Source organism: Lysinibacillus sp. NPDC059133, assembly GCF_042755925.1.
Taxonomy (GTDB): domain Bacteria; phylum Bacillota; class Bacilli; order Bacillales_A; family Planococcaceae; genus Lysinibacillus.
The window spans coordinates 22,907-40,333 of sequence record NZ_JBHZDH010000026.1 but is presented as its reverse complement, the minus strand read 5'-3'; the positions used below and the strand labels follow the sequence as shown (position 1 = coordinate 40,333).

Annotated in this window: 20 protein-coding genes, 1 pseudogene and 1 other annotated feature; of the genes and pseudogenes, 5 read left to right on the top strand and 16 right to left on the bottom strand. The window is 34.3% G+C overall.

Annotation, left to right across the window (positions count from 1 at the left end; translation table 11 throughout):
- Window positions 1-7: 7 nt before the first annotated feature.
- Genes ACFXN8_RS14770 through ACFXN8_RS14750 form a run of 5 tightly spaced genes read right to left on the bottom strand, consistent with a single transcriptional unit; the run spans window position 8 to window position 3,456 of the window.
- The gene (locus ACFXN8_RS14770) at window positions 8-979 is read right to left on the bottom strand and encodes a beta-ketoacyl synthase N-terminal-like domain-containing protein (protein ID WP_386846089.1); all 972 of its coding nucleotides are present in this window, start codon (window positions 977-979) and stop codon (window positions 8-10) included.
- Between the two features lie 14 nt (window positions 980-993).
- Window positions 994-2,187: a beta-ketoacyl-[acyl-carrier-protein] synthase family protein gene (locus ACFXN8_RS14765; protein ID WP_386846087.1), complete on the bottom strand. Its 1,194-nt coding sequence runs from the start codon at window positions 2,185-2,187 to the stop codon at window positions 994-996.
- 14 nt (window positions 2,188-2,201) lie between these two features.
- Entirely contained in the window at window positions 2,202-2,651 is a 450-nt protein-coding gene (fabZ, locus tag ACFXN8_RS14760) for a 3-hydroxyacyl-ACP dehydratase FabZ (RefSeq protein WP_386846085.1), read from the bottom strand.
- On the bottom strand, window positions 2,648-2,902 hold the full coding sequence (locus ACFXN8_RS14755; RefSeq protein WP_386846083.1) for an acyl carrier protein: 255 nt from the start codon (window positions 2,900-2,902) through the stop codon (window positions 2,648-2,650). Before ACFXN8_RS14755 ends, fabZ begins: the two co-directional genes overlap by 4 nt.
- On the bottom strand, window positions 2,902-3,456 hold the full coding sequence (locus ACFXN8_RS14750) for an N-acyl amino acid synthase FeeM domain-containing protein (protein WP_386846081.1): 555 nt from the start codon (window positions 3,454-3,456) through the stop codon (window positions 2,902-2,904). Before ACFXN8_RS14750 ends, ACFXN8_RS14755 begins: the two co-directional genes overlap by 1 nt.
- Window positions 3,457-3,695: 239 nt before the next feature.
- On the opposite strand from ACFXN8_RS14750, the gene ACFXN8_RS14745 reads away from it, so the two are divergent.
- Complete coding sequence (locus ACFXN8_RS14745; protein ID WP_386846079.1) at window positions 3,696-3,932, top strand: hypothetical protein; 237 nt, start codon at window positions 3,696-3,698, stop codon at window positions 3,930-3,932.
- Window positions 3,933-4,164: 232 nt separating this feature from the next.
- Window positions 4,165-4,779 (top strand): TetR/AcrR family transcriptional regulator, encoded by a 615-nt coding sequence (locus ACFXN8_RS14740; protein WP_386846077.1) that lies wholly within the window; start codon window positions 4,165-4,167, stop codon window positions 4,777-4,779.
- Window positions 4,780-5,217: 438 nt separating this feature from the next.
- Here the strand turns inward: ACFXN8_RS14740 and proS are convergent, their stop codons facing one another.
- Window positions 5,218-6,654 carry a proline--tRNA ligase gene (gene proS / locus ACFXN8_RS14735; protein WP_386846075.1) on the bottom strand — a complete coding sequence of 479 codons (1,437 nt, stop codon included), beginning with the start codon at window positions 6,652-6,654 and terminating at the stop codon, window positions 5,218-5,220.
- 73 nt (window positions 6,655-6,727) lie between these two features.
- Window positions 6,728-6,951 (bottom strand) — a binding site (T-box leader).
- 203 nt (window positions 6,952-7,154) lie between these two features.
- On the opposite strand from proS, the gene ACFXN8_RS14730 reads away from it, so the two are divergent.
- A complete protein-coding gene (locus ACFXN8_RS14730) occupies window positions 7,155-7,580 on the top strand; it encodes a DUF3997 domain-containing protein (protein ID WP_386846073.1) in 426 nt (141 codons plus the stop codon).
- A gap of 141 nt (window positions 7,581-7,721) precedes the next feature.
- On the opposite strand, the gene ACFXN8_RS14725 is transcribed toward ACFXN8_RS14730, so the two are convergent.
- The 10 genes and pseudogenes from ACFXN8_RS14725 to ACFXN8_RS14680 form a co-directional block, all read right to left on the bottom strand.
- Window positions 7,722-9,425, bottom strand: a complete 1,704-nt coding sequence (locus ACFXN8_RS14725; RefSeq protein WP_386846071.1) for a putative bifunctional diguanylate cyclase/phosphodiesterase — start codon at window positions 9,423-9,425, stop codon at window positions 7,722-7,724.
- Window positions 9,426-9,810: 385 nt separating this feature from the next.
- The gene (locus tag ACFXN8_RS14720) at window positions 9,811-9,981 is read right to left on the bottom strand and encodes a transcriptional regulator (protein WP_376070075.1); all 171 of its coding nucleotides are present in this window, start codon (window positions 9,979-9,981) and stop codon (window positions 9,811-9,813) included.
- A gap of 287 nt (window positions 9,982-10,268) precedes the next feature.
- Window positions 10,269-10,418 (bottom strand): hypothetical protein, encoded by a 150-nt coding sequence (locus tag ACFXN8_RS14715; protein WP_036126419.1) that lies wholly within the window; start codon window positions 10,416-10,418, stop codon window positions 10,269-10,271.
- 345 nt (window positions 10,419-10,763) lie between these two features.
- Complete coding sequence (locus tag ACFXN8_RS14710; protein ID WP_386846122.1) at window positions 10,764-10,994, bottom strand: ATP-binding cassette domain-containing protein; 231 nt, start codon at window positions 10,992-10,994, stop codon at window positions 10,764-10,766.
- A pseudogene (locus ACFXN8_RS14705) lies at window positions 10,991-11,336 on the bottom strand (DUF2178 domain-containing protein). Before ACFXN8_RS14705 ends, ACFXN8_RS14710 begins: the two are co-directional and overlap by 4 nt.
- Window positions 11,326-11,574 (bottom strand): helix-turn-helix transcriptional regulator, encoded by a 249-nt coding sequence (locus ACFXN8_RS14700; RefSeq protein ID WP_386846120.1) that lies wholly within the window; start codon window positions 11,572-11,574, stop codon window positions 11,326-11,328. The pseudogene ACFXN8_RS14705 and the gene ACFXN8_RS14700 overlap by 11 nt, the downstream one beginning before the upstream one ends.
- 104 nt (window positions 11,575-11,678) lie before the next feature.
- A complete protein-coding gene (locus ACFXN8_RS14695) occupies window positions 11,679-12,206 on the bottom strand; it encodes a hypothetical protein (RefSeq protein ID WP_386846068.1) in 528 nt (175 codons plus the stop codon).
- Between the two features lie 301 nt (window positions 12,207-12,507).
- Entirely contained in the window at window positions 12,508-13,020 is a 513-nt protein-coding gene (locus ACFXN8_RS14690; RefSeq protein WP_386846066.1) for a DinB family protein, read from the bottom strand.
- Between the two features lie 105 nt (window positions 13,021-13,125).
- Window positions 13,126-14,088 (bottom strand): tyrosine recombinase XerC, encoded by a 963-nt coding sequence (locus tag ACFXN8_RS14685; RefSeq protein WP_386846064.1) that lies wholly within the window; start codon window positions 14,086-14,088, stop codon window positions 13,126-13,128.
- 399 nt (window positions 14,089-14,487) lie between these two features.
- On the bottom strand, window positions 14,488-14,901 hold the full coding sequence (locus ACFXN8_RS14680) for a hypothetical protein (RefSeq protein WP_386846062.1): 414 nt from the start codon (window positions 14,899-14,901) through the stop codon (window positions 14,488-14,490).
- Window positions 14,902-14,977: 76 nt separating this feature from the next.
- On the opposite strand from ACFXN8_RS14680, the gene ACFXN8_RS14675 reads away from it, so the two are divergent.
- Together ACFXN8_RS14675 and ACFXN8_RS14670 are read left to right on the top strand one after the other, a co-directional pair.
- A complete protein-coding gene (locus ACFXN8_RS14675) occupies window positions 14,978-16,468 on the top strand; it encodes a circularly permuted type 2 ATP-grasp protein (RefSeq protein ID WP_386846060.1) in 1,491 nt (496 codons plus the stop codon).
- Entirely contained in the window at window positions 16,422-17,387 is a 966-nt protein-coding gene (locus tag ACFXN8_RS14670; protein WP_386846058.1) for an alpha-E domain-containing protein, read from the top strand. Before ACFXN8_RS14675 ends, ACFXN8_RS14670 begins: the two co-directional genes overlap by 47 nt.
- Window positions 17,388-17,427 lie beyond the last annotated feature (40 nt).

Sequence of the window (17,427 nt, the reverse complement as noted above, 5' to 3'; positions counted from 1 at the left end):
CCTCCTCTTAGTTCTCTACTAATAAACAGCAATTATTACCATATTCATTTGTTTCCACTATAAGTGATTGGCCTTGGCTAAAGATTCCAATTAATAATTTAATCATTCCTGAAACCGCATAAGTTGTTCCAACATACGTGAATGGATTTTCTACTTTTATACTTAAATTTTCTTTTTCTATAAAATTCTGAATATTTAAATCGTTTTTGTTGCCTGAACCATATATTATTTTATTTATGCTAGTTGTACTTTCAATGATTTGACTAACTTTTTGATTGATTATACCTTCTTTGTAGGTATGTTCAATCCAAGACAAAGTGTCCTTTATCGTTCCATATTTATTATTTTTTGAGGATTTTTCTAAGACTATGGAAACAGCCATTTCTGTCATTTTATAATCTGTATTTTCAAGACTTGGAGCTTCATTATGCAAGACAGCCTGTTCAATATCTTCAACAGCTACTACAATAGCTTTATCTATAATCCCGTTTTCAATATAGCTTTTCGCTTGAATTATTGCATCAATTCCCGATGTATTTCCGGTGTTCACTGTACTATTAATTCCCTTAATATTAAAAACAATCGACACCCATCCAGATATATTATTAAGTACTGTATTCGGAAATTTAAGAGGACTGACAGATTCAGGACCATCCACATATACACTTTTAAGAAAATCATTAATATTATTTAAATAACTCATTGAATTCCCTACAAATACGCCAATTCTTTCTTCGTCCCAATTCTCATCTAACGAATATCCTGAATCTTCAATCGCTAATTTAGTCGCTGCAATAGCCATTTTGGTCGATTTAGGAAGCGTTCGAAGACCTTTTTTGCTAACATATTTTTTTAATTCAAAATCTTTTAACAAATTTAAATGTGCGGTTCCAGTTTTAATATTTTCAATAAAAGTCTTTGGCATATCTCCCCATGGTGATATACATCCAATTCCAGTGATTTCTATTTTAGTATCCAATTCATTCACCTCTTCTACTTTTCGAATTTTTTGAAAACTACACTTGCATTAGTTCCTCCGAAAGCATATGAATTATTGATGACATAATTCATATTAAATTCCCTTGCTATATTAGGAATACAATCAATTTCACATTCTTCATCCGGTGTTTCAAAATTTATAGTAGGAGGAGCAATATTCTCTCCAATAGCTAAACAACTTACTACACTTTCAATAGAACTGGCAGCCCCCATTGTATGCCCTAACATAGATTTAATGGAACTAGTTGGCTTCTTGTTTCCGAAAATACTATTAATTGCATGTGATTCCACACGATCATTCGCAGGTGTCCCAGTTCCGTGAGCGCTTATATAGTCAATTTTTTCGGGTGTGATTTTTGCATAATTTAATGCATTTCTTGTAGATCGTATAATTCCTAATGATTCTGGATGTGGCGATGTTATATGAAACGAATCAGAACTAACACCATAACCAACAATTTCTGCATATATTTTTGCGCCCCTTGCTAAGGCATGTTCTAATTCTTCTAAAATCACACATGCCGAGCCTTCTGCTACTAACATACCTTTTCTGTTTTTATCAAAAGGTCGACATTTATCTGGTGATATAGCTTTTAAACGATTAAATCCATAGTAAGCAACAGTAGAAAAAGGATCTGTTCCTGCTGCTATAGCCACTTTTGTTTTATTTCTTCTAATTTGTTCAAATGCTTGTATATTTGCATAATTCCCAGCAGCACAAGCATTTGTAATTAAAGAGGATTGCCCCTTTAAATTAAATTCTCTTGAAGCATAAACAAGCATATTTTTTAATTGGTTTTGTTCTAATAATATATCAGAGCTTAATTTCCCTTGATAAATGTTAAAATCGCTTATTTCAACAGTAACTTCTCCCATAGTTGTACCTATGTAGAAGTCTGCATATTCATATTCTTGTTCTTTTAATTTTGAATTTTCTAACGCTTGACGCATACTGGAAATTAATAATTGTGAACCTCTTCCAATTTCTGAAACATTATTAATGAAAATATACTTAGAAGGATCAAAATCATGAATTTGTCCTCCAAATTTTGGACCTGCAACTTGTAAATTATTTTTTTTTATTTCAGTGATTCCTGATACCCCATTTTTACATGCTGTCCAAAAGTCACTTATATTTTGACCTATAGATGAAGTTACACCTAGACCAGTGATTACTACTCTTTTCAAGTTTTTTCCACCTTTCACATCTGTTTTATTGTAAAAGTTAAACTTCCGCTTGCTACAATTTCATCATTTACATAAATGGTTCCATCGACTATAGCTGATTCAAGTACCTTTTTACGAAGGTTTACATGGATAAATAATTGATCACCAGGAACTACAACTTTTTTAAATTTTATATTTGTATGATATAGGACAGGTGTTTTATTAGTTTCTGAATCATTACTATTTTTAAATTGATTAAATAGAATGATACTTGCTTGTGCAATTGATTCTGTTAACAAGACACCAGGATAGATTTTAAAATTAGGGAAATGCCCAATAAAAATTGGGTCATTTCCACTAATATTTTTTATGGCAATAATTTTTTCTTCATTTAATTCGATAACTTTATCTAACATTAGCATTGGATAGCGCTGTGGAATTAATTGCATGATTTCTTCTATAGACATTGGTAAAGTTTTTATCATAGATTGGCAACCTTTAAACTATTTAATACTGATAATATTTCATTTAATGTTCCGAAATTTGGAAGTTCACTTTCTGGAATTTTTATATCTAATTCTTTTTCAATAGTAGCCATAATTTCTAATGCCATCATTGAATCAGCCTCTAGTTCTTCCACCAAATCTGTATCCATTTCTACTTGATCAACTTCCACTTCTAAAATTTCTGCAATAATTTCTCTGATTTTTTCAACTTCTTGACTATAAACACTCATTATTTAGCCCCCTCATAAATATTAAATTTAGCTTTATTAACTTCTAAAAGCATTGGACATTCATTAGAAATACCTTCATACATTTTGAAATCGCCAATCTGTTCAAATCCTATTCTTTCATAAATCGATTTTCCTTCTTCAGAACTTTGAAGATACACATGTGTAATTTTTAACTCAACTAAAGTTTCTCGTAATTTTTTGAGTATTTCGAATAATATTTTTCCTTTAATGCCAAATTTATTTGTTTCATGATCATCAACAATTATAAAACGCATAGCCTCTGCGTACTTATAATTACTGTCACTTTTTAAGTTATGAACACGCTCAATCATAAGTAAATCATTTTTTTTAACAATTAATGACATTGTTCCTACTAATCGATCTCTCAAAAAACAACCAATATGCAGTCCTTCATCATCAAAATCATCTTTTAGTTGTCCATCTGGATAGAATTCTTTAGGAGCTGCATTTTGTTCTTCAACAAATATTTTGTATCTCAACTCAAAATATTCTTTTAGCTGATTTGGATCTTGAATTAATCGCGATTCTATCAAGTAAGCTACCTCCTTTATTTGAATTTTCTAACAATAGCACAAAGTTTATTTCATTTTCCCCTTTTCTGCCATTTAATTTATATTTCCATATTTAGTATATATTTGTAAACAGTGGCTATGAAATTTGATTATAAAGTATTGGTGTTTTATAAAAAAAATCATAAAAATGTTATTTTTATGATTTTTATCGTAACAAACATATACTCAATTGGCATCATACTCAACGAAATATAGTTCTTGTGTTCATTTCAGATGTCATTAACTTCTTTCAGCAAATGTTCTTTGTACCGAAAGCAAAGCTGCAGGTACAGGTGTCTTTTGTAACGATAGTGAAGCGACAGGTACAGAAGTCTCCCACCTCTACAGGTGGTGAGATGAATGCGGATTTAAGCTACTTTTCAGCGGGTGTTCAAACACCCGCTGAAAAAGAGGAACCCAGGCTAAGACCTTTACATCCTGTGAAAACACCTGAGTGACCAACATCGTGTTGTGCCGCTGCGTTAGCACTACGCTTTCACACAAAAAACATTTGTTGTCCTAAAGCCTCCGGTCGATTCCGGACGCAATTATGCCGAGGCATAATTGATAGATTAAAAAAGAGAGTTTTTACGTTTCCTAATGTGTATATTATTTACATCTTTGCTTTTATAGGATATAGTATAAATACGAATGATTGATTAGTCAATCACTGATGAAAAGAGGTTTCCCATGGTACTTTCAGAAAAGCAAAAGTCAAATATGATAATAAAAAGAAAAAAAATATTAACTGAAGCAATTCACCTATTTGCGGAGAAAGGTTTTGAGGGCACGAAGATTCAAGAGGTTGCAAAGGCTTCTGGAGTCAGTTTCGGAAGTGTTTTCACCTATTTTGAAAATAAAGAAACACTTTTTCATGCGGCAGTTGTTGAACCATTAAAAAAATATGAAGAAGATATTTTGAATTTTAATCCAGAGGAACAAGATCTTATACAAGAATTAGAATCCATGATTAAAAAACAAATAAAAATTTTTGCTAATTCTGGCTCTTATTTAAATTTGGTAGTCTTTATTATCGCTCAAAATAAAGAATATAAGGATACCTTCAAGGAACTAGATTTATTTAACATTAATTTTAGAATTAAGCTTATTCATCTTATAGAAAACGGACAAAAAAAAGGCCTATTATATAAACAGAATCCTACTTATATTGCTACAGCTTATACAAGTTTATTAATGGGTTTACGATTAAACTTAATAGACGATCCATCCAGTAGTATGTGGGAAGAATTATCTCCTTTTGCATTGCAGTTATTTGGACCTGTAAAATTGAAAAATGAGCTATAAATTCTTTAAATCGAAACAAATAAAACAACTAGCCGAGCATCCTTATAAATGCCTAAGCGAAAATAGTATTTAACTTTTTTTAGCAGATATTTTTTGTACCGAAAGCGTAGCGACAGGTACAGAAGTCTCCCAACTCTATAGGTGGTAAGAGGAATGCGGGTTAAAGTTACTTTTTCAGTGGGTGTCCAAATACCTGCTGAAATAGAGGAACTCAGTCTAAGAACGCCACGTCCTGTAGCATTACCGAAATGACCGACATCGTGTCGGCCCTTAGCACTGCGCTTTCGCACAAAAAACATCTGCAGGCCTAAGCACAAAGCCGATTTCGACGCAAATATGCCAAGGCATATTTGATTGAAACAAAAAATAAGCTTGCTTCTCAAAATTTGAGAAGCAAGCTTATTTATGTATCATTTTTCCTTTTCATCTTTTCAATTATTAGTATGCTTGAGCAAACCAAACTGTATGCTTTGCTTCATTGCCACAGCAAATACAAGTAGATTTCGTAGTTGGTGGGTTAAATGGAATGTTACGAGAAGTATATTTTGTCTCTTCTTTCACTTTTTCCTCGCAGGCATCATCTCCACACCATCCAGCAAGAATCCAGCCAGGAATAGATCCTTTTTCCTTGGAAATGTTAATATGCTGCTGTAAATCCTTCAGAGTATCGATATTTGTATGAGCGTTTTCATCACGGAATTTACGTGCTTTATCGAATAATCGAGTTTGCATTGTTGTTAGTTCCACTTCAATTGCTGCAACAATGTCGTTCAGGTCAATGGATTGCTTGTCATCTTCATCTCGTGCTTTTAACAATGCCTGGTTTTTCTCTAAATCGCGAGGTCCTAATTCAATACGAATTGGCACACCTTTTAATTCCCATTCATTAAATTTGAAGCCTGGTGATTGGTCGGAGTCATCAAGACGTACTCGAATTCCCTTCTTCTTAAGAATTGCAAAGATGTCATCTAGTTTCTCCATAATTTCAGGGTTCTTTTTCCATGGCCCTACAGGGATTAAGACAACTTGAGTTGGTGCAATTCGTGGCGGTAAAATAAGCCCCTGTTCATCACCGTGAACCATAATGACAGAACCAATTAAACGTGTCGAAGTCCCCCAAGATGTTGTGTGTACATGTTCATGCTGATTGGCTTTGTTTAAATACTTAATATCAAAGGCTTCAGCGAATTTTGTCCCTAAATAGTGAGAGGTCCCAGCTTGTACAGCCTTTCCATTTTTCATCATTGCTTCGATAGAAAATGTATCTACTGCGCCTGCAAAACGTTCGGAAGGTGTTTTTTGTCCATCGTAGACAGGGATTGCAAGTAAATCCTCAACTACCTCTTTATAGATCGTTAACATTTGCATTGTTTCTTTACGTGCATCTTCTTCATCAATATGTGCTGTATGGCCCTCTTGCCACAAAAATTCAGATGTTCGAATGAACGGAAGTGTTTTCTTTTCCCAGCGGAAAACATTTGCCCATTGATTAATTAGGACCGGCAAATCACGATAACTTTTGATCCAATTAGAATATAAGTGGCCAATCATCGTTTCAGAGGTCGGACGAAGCGCTAAACGTTCTTCTAATTTTTCACCCGCTGCCTCTGTTACCCAAGGAAGTTCTGGTGAGAAACCTTCGATATGATCTTTTTCTTTTTGGAAGAAGGATTCAGGGATTAACATAGGGAAATAAGCGTTTCGATGACCTGTCTCTTTAAAACGACGGTCCATTTCCTCTTGAATATGTTCCCAAATTTCATAGCCGTCTGGTTTAAATGCGATACAGCCGCGAACCGGTGTATAATCCATTAAGTCTGCCTTTTGGATTGTCTCAATGTACCATTTTGAAAAATCATTTTGTTGTGTTGTCATGTTCTTTCCTCCATTTCTATAAGGTGTTTGCCACCCGTTGAATAAAAATAAAAAAGCACAAAGCTGTCCCTACAATAAGGACGTCTTTGTGCTGAATAAACGTGGTACCACCTTGAATTTAGTTTTAAGAACATCTTCTTAAAACCCTCTAACGTTTTGTAACGAAAAACGACTCGGTTATGTTTGCATAACATCTCCGTGGTAGGTTTCAGATAAGAAGCGGTGATATAGCTCTCAACAGTTGCTATATTCTCTGTTTCACAATTCTATCTTACTTAGCCACATCATCAATTAATATTTTATATAACTTTAGCAAAACAGTTAAATAATTTCAAATATTAACAATTATTTTTCGGGAAATATCAGAAAATTGACTTTGTTCCTTATAGACCAGATGCTTCTAACTAGCCAATGTATTAATATTTCTATTCCTAATGAATAATCTTCCTTTTTTTGCTACTATTAAACCGTTATTAGTTACAGAAAGAGGTTTAAGTTAAATGGTACAGAAATATAAAATGGCTCTTTTTATAGTTGTAATAATTGGGTTTATCGTTGGTTTTTATGTGTTATGGGACACTGTAGTACACAATTTAGGAACACATGCTTCTACGGATGGTGAGGTGGAAATAAATGATACATATTTATTGAATAGAACCAGTGCTCATTCCTATAATCTAACTAGTACAGAAGCATCGAATTTTGTTTTAAAACCAACTATAGAAGAATTTAATTATGATAAGAAAGATATTATAGCTCGTACAACAGATGAGTTACATGTATCTGAAGATAAAAAAAGTGAATACTGGATTATAGATGTTAAAACAAATCAACTATATGGACCGATGAATAAAAAAGATTTCTTTAAGAAAAAAGAGGAATTATTTTTGGAACTTGAGTTAAAAAAAGTATCTAAATTCTTTTAAATAATCCCTTAAAAAAAGAGCGAAATTCGCTACTCCTTTGTTCTTTCTTTATTCGTTGTAAAATCGCATTTCGTACTAAAATAACCCCATAAACACTTAGAGGATCTTGGCCTAAATTAAGGTCAAGATCCTCTATATTGTCTACATATTACTATCTACTATCAGCCGCGTAAAGTCATCTACCGATAGTGGCTTACTGAAGTAATAGCCCTGTACGTACTCGCAGCCATGCTCGCGCAGCACTTGTAATTCTGCTTCTTCCTCGACGCCTTCAGCTACTACTTGAAGATTGAGGGCATGCGCTAGAGAGATCATGGCTGAAATCATGGCAATGCCTGATTTTTCGGGCACAATATCACGGATGAATGCGCGATCTATTTTTAAAACATCTACGGGGAATGTTTTTAAGTAATTGAGCGACGAGTAACCCGTTCCGAAATCATCTAAGGAAATCGTAATACCAAGTGCTCTTAATTGGTTAATAGTATCGATCAAGTCTTCCGTATAATCCAACATACTCATCTCTGTAATTTCTATTTCTAATGAGTGCGGATCAATTTTTGTTTCTGTAATAATGTCGCGTACCATTTCGACAAAGCCTGTCGTACTAATATGAATCGGAGAAATGTTTACGGCAACACGTAAGTTTAAATTATGTACCTCGTTCCAAGTGCGTGCCTGGGCAGATGCTTTTCTTAACACCCATACCCCTATATCATTAATAAGCCCACATTCCTCAGCAAATGGAATAAAGTGATCCGGTGGTATATAACCAAGTAAAGGATCATTCCAGCGAAGTAATGCCTCCATGCCAATCACTGTATTCGTTTTTAAATCAATTTTTGGTTGATAATGTAATTCTAAAATATCTTTTTTTAACGCTTGATGTAATTTTGTTTCAAGTAATAGCCATTTATCATTGACTTCCTCCATATTTGGACGATATAAGCGATATTGATTACCACGTGAAGATTTCGCTGCATACATAGCGATATCTGCATTTTTCAATAATTCCTCCGCAGAGTTTGCATGATCTGGGAATATACTGATTCCAATGCTAATACTCGCGTAAAATTCATACGTATTCACAATAAAACTCTCATTAAAGACGCCGATTATTTCCTCAGCCTTCTCCTCAACACGGTCAACATCGTTTAATATAATCACAAATTCATCACTATTGTGGCGGTAGATAGAATTCGATGTGTAATCAACGTTGCGTAGACGATGCGCCATTTCCACTAAGAACATATCCCCGATGATATGGCCAAGACCATCATTAATGTTTTTGAAACGATTGACATCAATGAAAAATAATGCAAACTTCTCACCTGTACGTCGAGATTGATGGAATTCGTTTTCTAAACGTTGCTCTAACTTACGACGATTTGGTAGCCCTGTTAATTCATCGTGATAAGCAATATGGGTAATCTTTTTTATATCTTTTTGTGCGGTAATATCAACTCGTATAGCAATATATTGATACGGTTTACCATTGTCATCAAGAAAAGGAATAATCGTCGTCTTCACCCAGTAAAGACTACCATCCTTCGCGCGATTACACACCTCGCCATTCCACATGTCACCCTTACCTATCGTTTTCCACATCTCTCTAAAGAAAGACCTTGGATGGTAACCTGAATTCAGTAAACGGTGATCTTGCCCTACTAATTCTTCACGAGTATATTTAGAAATTTTGCAAAAATGATCATTAACAAACGTAATTTTCCCAGTTCGGTCTGTAATTGCTACAATGATTGAACTATTCATTGCTGAAAAAATATCTTGTAATTCTTTCAGGCTATAGTTAACTTGATTAATACTACTAGGCGTGATATTCATCATTTACATTCTCCGTTCATTAGAAGGGTTTGGTACTTTTGCTTTAAAAAAAGTGAGGTATAAAGTTATGGGATATCGCCCTTTATTATGTAATTACATTATAGTATTAGAAAAGCAGTTAATTCAACCCAAATATTAAAACATTCAAGTCTATATTTGATGATTTTTAATAGAACAGATCCTCGGAAACAAGGTCTTTTAACTTACTTATAACGCTTGATTTGGAATACTTTAATTACCTTAGACTATTAATATGTTATATTTAGCCTATTTATCTCTGGAATGTATGAATTGTCTGTTATTTATAAATACTTGAATACTTTCTTCATTTATGATATATAGCAAAAATACCTCACTGTCAGAACTAGGCAGTAAGGTATTTTAAAAGCTAAGAGACTTCATATTCTATTGGACCTCCGAATGTTTTGGCTCGTTCATTGTAGGCATCTAGTTGCTCCTGAGATAAGTTCAACATATAATAGTGAAAATTTATGGGCTCTAAACCATGTTTCTCGCATACGTGTCGATAAAAATCATAACCTTCTCGATATTCTGTCATACTAATAACTTCCTTTCGTTTTTGCAACTTCGTTAAAATAGTCCAATTGTTCTTGTGATAATTGATTGTCATAATAATAGAAATTGGTGGTATTCTCCTTTCGTTGTTATATAACAGTTTTATTATTTTTTAATAATATATAACAGTTAGGCAGCTATGTCAATGAATTTTCTGATATTTCTTTCAAACAGTCGAAAGCCCAGTCCATTTTAATTAGTATGGCTGGGCTTTTCATAAAATATTCACGTCGGCGTCCGTTATAACCACATCCTTTAATCTTAAACCTTTTAAATGCCTAATTGTTTTGCTTGCATATTATAAGCTGAAAGTTGCTGCTGTGATAACTGTAACACATAATAGCGGAATGAAATTGGCTCTAAACCATAACGCTCACACATCTCACAATAAAACTCATAGCCATCACGATACTTTGTCATAAGAATTCCTCCTAGAACAAACTGTTTTATAACAGTTGTTTTTATTTCTATTTAATATATAACAGATGATTTATTTAGTCAAGCTTTACAATAAAATAACCTTGAAAACTTAATTTCACGACATAACAAAAACCATTGTTTTGAAAAAGATTGATCAAAACAATGGCTCTAGAAAATTTCGAATAGAACATAATACTTCAGGAAAGCAATTCTACCTTTACCTAAGCGCGGACTATTTAGGAGGCTAATGACGATTCCTAGATTTTGCCGCATTTTTAAAGAATATTCCTTCACCTCTTTTTCAACACATCTAATAATTGCAGGTTCCGTAAGAGCCCTTCGTATTCATTGAGTTTGAAGGTGTTTCCGTAAATTCCTGAAAAATAAGTTTTGTGGAATAATTAAAGTAGTTTTGGTTCCTCGATTAAGTACCCTTCCTAATGGATTGTCTGCAACTGATCCATCATCGGTTTGAATGGTTTGCGTTAAAATCTTCATCAATTTGCCAGCGCCGTTTCTTCCCATCAGACCAACGATTTCTCCTTGGTTGAGTCTTGCTCCTCGACCTTTTCTTATGAAAAATCCTTTTTATATTGGACAGCTAGGTACATCCCACCAGCTAATAATGCCAGCGTATATTTGAACAAGAAAAAGATGGTCCACATATCGTCTTTAGGAAAAATTATGTCACATAGAATAATTGCCACCAGCATATAGGAACTGCTTTTCAAAAAGATTATATTTGTCCGTTCGTCATCTTGCCCAATCTTCTTATAAAAAACATAGGCAAAAATCGCACTACCCACAATCAGTAAAAAGCCAACTCCAATGAGAATATTCCAATTTCCCTTGTTCAGCCCAGGATCTTAAAGGGGAAAAAATGGCTTTATGGATATCTGACATAAACTTAGTTATCATTTTGATCATTTCCTTTCTCATAAGTAAATATATCGTTTACATCAACATTAAAAAATTCGGCAATTCGAAAAGCTAACAGCAGAGTCGGAACATAATTTCCTTTTTCCATTACGAAGATGGTTTGTTTGGACACCCCGACTTTCTCTGCTAATTCTTGCTGAGACATTCTGGCAAGTACACGATATTCATAAACCTTATTTGATATCGAATCACCAAAATTTGATTTAACAAGAGCCAGAATGCAGAAAGAACCTGACGAAATTCATGATTCCGTCAGGTTCTTTCTGCATTTTATGATATTCAATCAAAACAATAGCTCGTCAATTTCGAATATTAAAGACATTAAGGAAGTAACTCGACCTTTACCTTTAGATTTATATCTATTGGATGCTCTTCGTCTAGTACACGGTAAGTTATGACATAAGCTCCTTTGGGAAATCCTTTAAATAACTTTTCAAAACTTTCGTTACCGTTTAAAATACCATTTGCAATTTTTGCTTCTTTATCTACATGTTGAATTTTGTAAAAAAATCTTTTTGTTCCAGTATTGGTTACGGATATTTTAAATGGAAAATCTTCCTCATAAGTAAAATATGATTTACTTCCACCTAGAGGAGCCGATACCTCTTCATTAATCTTAATAGGATGAGAACTTCCTATTGATTCATCGTCTTTCTCCTTATGAGTGATATCTACGACAACAGGTTTATCTTCATTCTCCTTATGAGTGCTCTCCAAAACAACAGGCTCATTTTTTACAGCCTCTGACGCTGCATTTTTAGAGGGTACTTCTGTTTTAGATGAAAATGTATTACATCCTGATAAGAGTATAATAGAAGTGCATATACTAGCTAACTTATAAATTCTCATAATTTCTCCTAACAAAAAATAGTAAATAACGATAATTATAGCATAAAATATGAAAAAGAAGGAAAGGCTCTTTGTCCTTTCCTTCTTACTATGTGGCTATATCTCGACCTCTTTATGCTGTTTGCGAAATTAAACTCTTCATAAATTTTTCAATAATCGGAAGATTATTCTAGGGATAAATATTAAAATGTTCCAGATTATTTCTAATGCGATTGAATTTTTAATGTCTATGATAATTTCTTTAACATAATGTCGGTCTTTTCTTTTTTTCATTCTTTGTACTATGTCTCCAGGAAGTTCATTAGTGTTCAACTGTGATTAATGCTTTGATTTCTTTTATTTGTTCAATATGTCGTTGTTCATGAAAATAAATTTGTTCCACCCATTGATCGAGGGGTAATTCTCCAAGAACAGGATGCTTCACGGATTTCTCTGCTAATAATGATTTGTCTTCAATAGTATCAAGGTAAGTTGTTAATTTTTTTCTCGAATCCTCCAGCAACTCAATGATTTGCTGTACTGTAAAGAAGTCTTCAGCTGGTTCAACAATTTTGGGTGCCGTAAATTTCTTTGTTCTGTCTACGATAATGTCAAAATTTTTTCGTTCCGTTTGCTTATTATCTACTTGTTTTATTCCCCATGAAATCACCTTTACTGTAGACTCCTCCACTAAGATTAAGTGATGGCAAATCTGCGCTATACTCCAATTGTTTGCATCAGGCTTAGCATTAAACTGAGTATCACTTAATACTTTAATCTCCTCAACTAAGTTATTTCTTGTTTCACATAGATGATCGTTAATTAATTGATTCATAAGCTACTCCCCTTACCAAACGATTTTTGATTCCTATTCTGTATATGTTCTATACAATATAAAGTATTCTTTAGATTAAGCAAATTCCCTTTAAAATTTTGGAAATTATCTTGCCCGAACAATATTAAATGGATTATTTTCGAGTACATGTTGCAGCTCTTCATTTTCAATATGGGTATAGATTTGCGTTGTTGCCACACTTGAATGGCCCAATATATGCTGGAGACTTCGAATATCTGCCCCTGATTTATACATCATTGTTGCGGATGTATGACGTAACTTATGTGGCGTCAGTCGTTCTTTTTGGAGTCCAGATTGCTGATTAATTTGTTTAACGATTTTTGCAACGGTTTGACGGGTAAAGCGTGTTCCCTTTTGTGAGATGAAAAGGGGCTCGTCTCCCTCACCTTTATATGTTGTCTTTCCGTTATTTTCATAGTCTGCAAGTGCCTGTATACAGCTATCGTTCAAATAAACGGTCCGTTCTTTATTCCCTTTACCAACAACCGTTAAGTAGCGTCCTTGTATAGACGACCTATTTAACTGACAAAGCTCCGTCACACGAATCCCTAAATTCAAGAAAAACATCATCATACAATAATTTCTCGGTGAAGCGCGATTTGGCTGGATGCCATCGATAAATCGTGTCGCTTCCTCGATATTCATATAGATAGGTCTTTTCCGTCCTATTTTAGGGGTCTCTAGTTCATCTGCAGGATTTTCCTCAATAAGACGACGTTTCCCTTTCAAGTATTTAAAAAATGATTTTAACGTTGCTACTTTACGTGCTCTCGCAGATGCAGAATTGCCACGCTGCACCTCGCAATATTCCATAAATAAATAAAGATCTTCTAGTGTCATTTCTCGAATTTCTTCTATTGAAATAGTAGAAATATCTATTTTCGTTAATTCTGAACTATCATGATCATTCTGAATGGCTATGTAAAAACGGAAGAATAATGTCAAATCATATTCGTATTCTTTTCTTGTGCGGTGAGACTTCCCTTTAATCGTCGTTAAATAAACAAGGAAATCTCTCATTAGTTTTGGTAGCTTCGGCTTTTCCATAAAATCACCTCTATTTGCTCTATTTTACCACGAAAAAACGTTCCCAAATATAAATTTGGGAACTTTATGGTGAAATAAATGAACTTTTTTCACTTAATGGAACGTATGTTCTTTTTCAGGTAACAAAAAAGATGATTCTCTTTTAGAAAGAAAATCACCTTATTTTAAAATTTTTTTGAAAGTTTCACTATTTAGGTATAAAACGCGAAAAAAATGAATATTTAAATCTAGTGAGATAAATGCTGTGAGATGAATCAAAAAATGAAAAGATGGGTAACTGTACATGTCGATTCTTCTCACAACGCGCATGGGATTATTTGGTTTTTGTCGATTTCAGACACATTATTTACCGGTGCAAAAGCGAAGCGACAGCAATAAATGTTTTCTGTGCGAAAACCGTTACTTTACAAAAATACTATACGTCCCATCTACTTGTTTAGCTACTGACCAGTTCGTTGATAGCATAAGTTGAAGCTTTTCGATAGTTTTCTCATTACAAGTTAGATGCTGGATTCCTGTTTCTAATAATTGATAATCCTTACCTTCTTCTAATTGGAAACGAAGATACAGTAAACGTTGAATGCCTGGCAAAGTTACATATTTGATACGGTAGTTACCATGCAGAGCGTCTAAGAATAATTGTTTCCCTTCTTGATAAAGTGCCATTGTTTCGGAAAATTCATAGTTTGGTACTTTTTCCTGCCAAACTGATAAATCCCCTGTTTGCAATGTGCGCACAATTTCCTCATTAGTAAAATCTAATTTTGAAAGCTTGTCTAGCTCATAGGCTTGCATTAAATTAATGATTGTCATTTTATTAGCTCCTTTTATGTATTCATTTTTAGTGTAACACGTTTTCTCTACTACTTAAATTCGGAGGGCGATCCATATGATGAAGTTTTACGAATCTGGTTTGTTTTTTGATGAAATGTTAGATGGCAATCAACCGAAGCCTCATTATCGGTCTTTCCACCATAAGCTCAATGCTTTTACAAAGAACCAATTAGAGGAAAAATATCTGCAAGCACAATCTAGATTCCTTAAACAAGGCATTACATTTACCGTATATGGAGCACAAGGTGGAACAGAGCGGACAATGCCCTTTGATTTTATACCTATTATTATTCCACATGAACAGTGGCAAGAAATTGAAGCTGGGATGAAGCAACGTGTGAAAGCCTTAAATTGTTTTCTGCATGATGTCTACCATGAACAATCTATTTTTGAGGATGGGCTTATTCCAAAACAGCTCATTGAAAACAATCCTTATTATTATAAAGAAATGCTTGGTGTTAAAGTACCTATCGATAATCATATTTTTTTAGCTGGTATCGATTTAATACGTGATGAGAATGGTGTTTACTACGTGTTAGAAGATAATTTACGCAATCCTTCAGGTATTTCCTATGTTTTCCAAAATCGATCTGTGATGAAGGAAGTGTATCCTGAATTTTTCTCTAAACATTCGATTCAGTCACTCGACAAACAAATGGCCTTTATGAAGAAGGCACTCCTTGCTCATCGGCCACCTTGCATGGAGCCAGATAGAGAACCTAAAGCTGTCCTCTTAACAGCTGGCATGTATAATTCAGCCTATTACGATCATGTTTTTTTAGCACAGCAGCTCAGTATTCAACTTGTCGAAGGGCATGATTTAGTTGTCCAAGACAATAAGGTATATATGAAGACCATCTACGGTCTTGAGCAAATTGATATTATTTATCGTCGAATTGATGATGATTTCTTAGACCCTGCTGTTTTTCATGAAGATTCTTTACTCGGAGTTCCTCATATTATGGTTGCTTATAAAGCTGGAAATATTGCCATTTTAAATGCAGTTGGTAACGGTGTGGCTGATGATAAAGCGATGTATGCCTATGTACCGGATATGATTCGCTACTATTTGAAAGAGGAACCTATTTTACGTAATGTGAAGACTTATCATCTAGCTGATGATCGTCAGCTAGATTGGGTTCTTGAGCATATGAGAGAGCTTGTCATAAAAAATGTTAGTGCCTCTGGTGGCTATGATATGCTGATTGGTCCGCATGCGAATGATGAAGAAATCGCTATTTATAAAGAAAAAATTATGGAAAACCCGCATCAATACATTGCACAACCAACGATTAGTCTGTCAAGAGCACCGGCTTTCCAGGATGGGAGATTTTATCCTTGTCATGTCGATTTGCGTGTTTATGTGATGAAGGGTGAGGATATTTATGTGCTTCCTGGCGGGTTATCGCGTGTAGCATTAAAAGAAGGATCTTTAGTCGTGAATTCTTCACAAGGTGGAGGAGCAAAAGATACTTGGATATTAAAGGAGGAATTGCAGTATGCTAAGTCGAGTAGCCGATGCACTATACTGGATGGCACGATATAGTGAACGATCACAATCGAATGCACATATATTACAAGTACAGCTGTTGAATATGTTGGAGCAATCTGGCAAAGAAAATGAATACATCGATCATTGGGAAGCAGTGTTGAATATTTGTGCCTCGAAGGAAGAGTACTTGACCTTATATGAGTCGATTCGTGTCAATCCACTTATCGAATATCTACTCTTTTCAAATAATAACTGTAACGCTCTTCATGCTACTTTACGTGCAGTTAGAGAAAATGCGCGCGTAACTCGAGATAGCATCCCCATTGAGCTTTGGGAATTGCAAAACGCCTTTTATTTATCCTTACAGCAAGAAATATTGGAACGTGAAAGACCCATTCCGCTTATCGTTCTTAACTCTTTTTTACAAAATGTTCGTAAGACTTCTTTGACGGTTACCGGGCTTATCGAAGGCTCGATGGATCGAGATGTACCCTTTTATTTCATGCAAGTTGGGAAATGGTTAGAGCGTACAGAAAAAACGATTCGTATGGCTTTAATTATACTTGAACAACATAAGGAAATAGCCATCTCCTTACTAGAAGCGGACGGTTCGTTTTTACTCGATTTATCAGAGGCGACGGAGTCTTATTTACAAAAGCATCGCCAAACCAATTTACTGTGTGTACTTCAATATTTATTACAGGATAAGCATTTCCCGCGTTCAGTGATGTTTTGCCTAGAAAAGTTAGAAGAAACATTTATTTGTTTAGAAAACGATCCTCTTTCAGCAAGTTTTATAGAGCTTCATGCCCCATTAAAAAGTTTATTATTTGCTATATTGAATGTAGATTTATGGAATAGTACCTTAGAAGAAACGATTTTGTTAATGGAGGAAAGATTGTGTCAATGTATTGATTTTGGCAATACATTTTCAACAATTTATCATTTATATGAACCCAGCCTACAACCTTGAAAGGAATCAACGACAGCTCTCTATCAACAAGCAAGTCAGT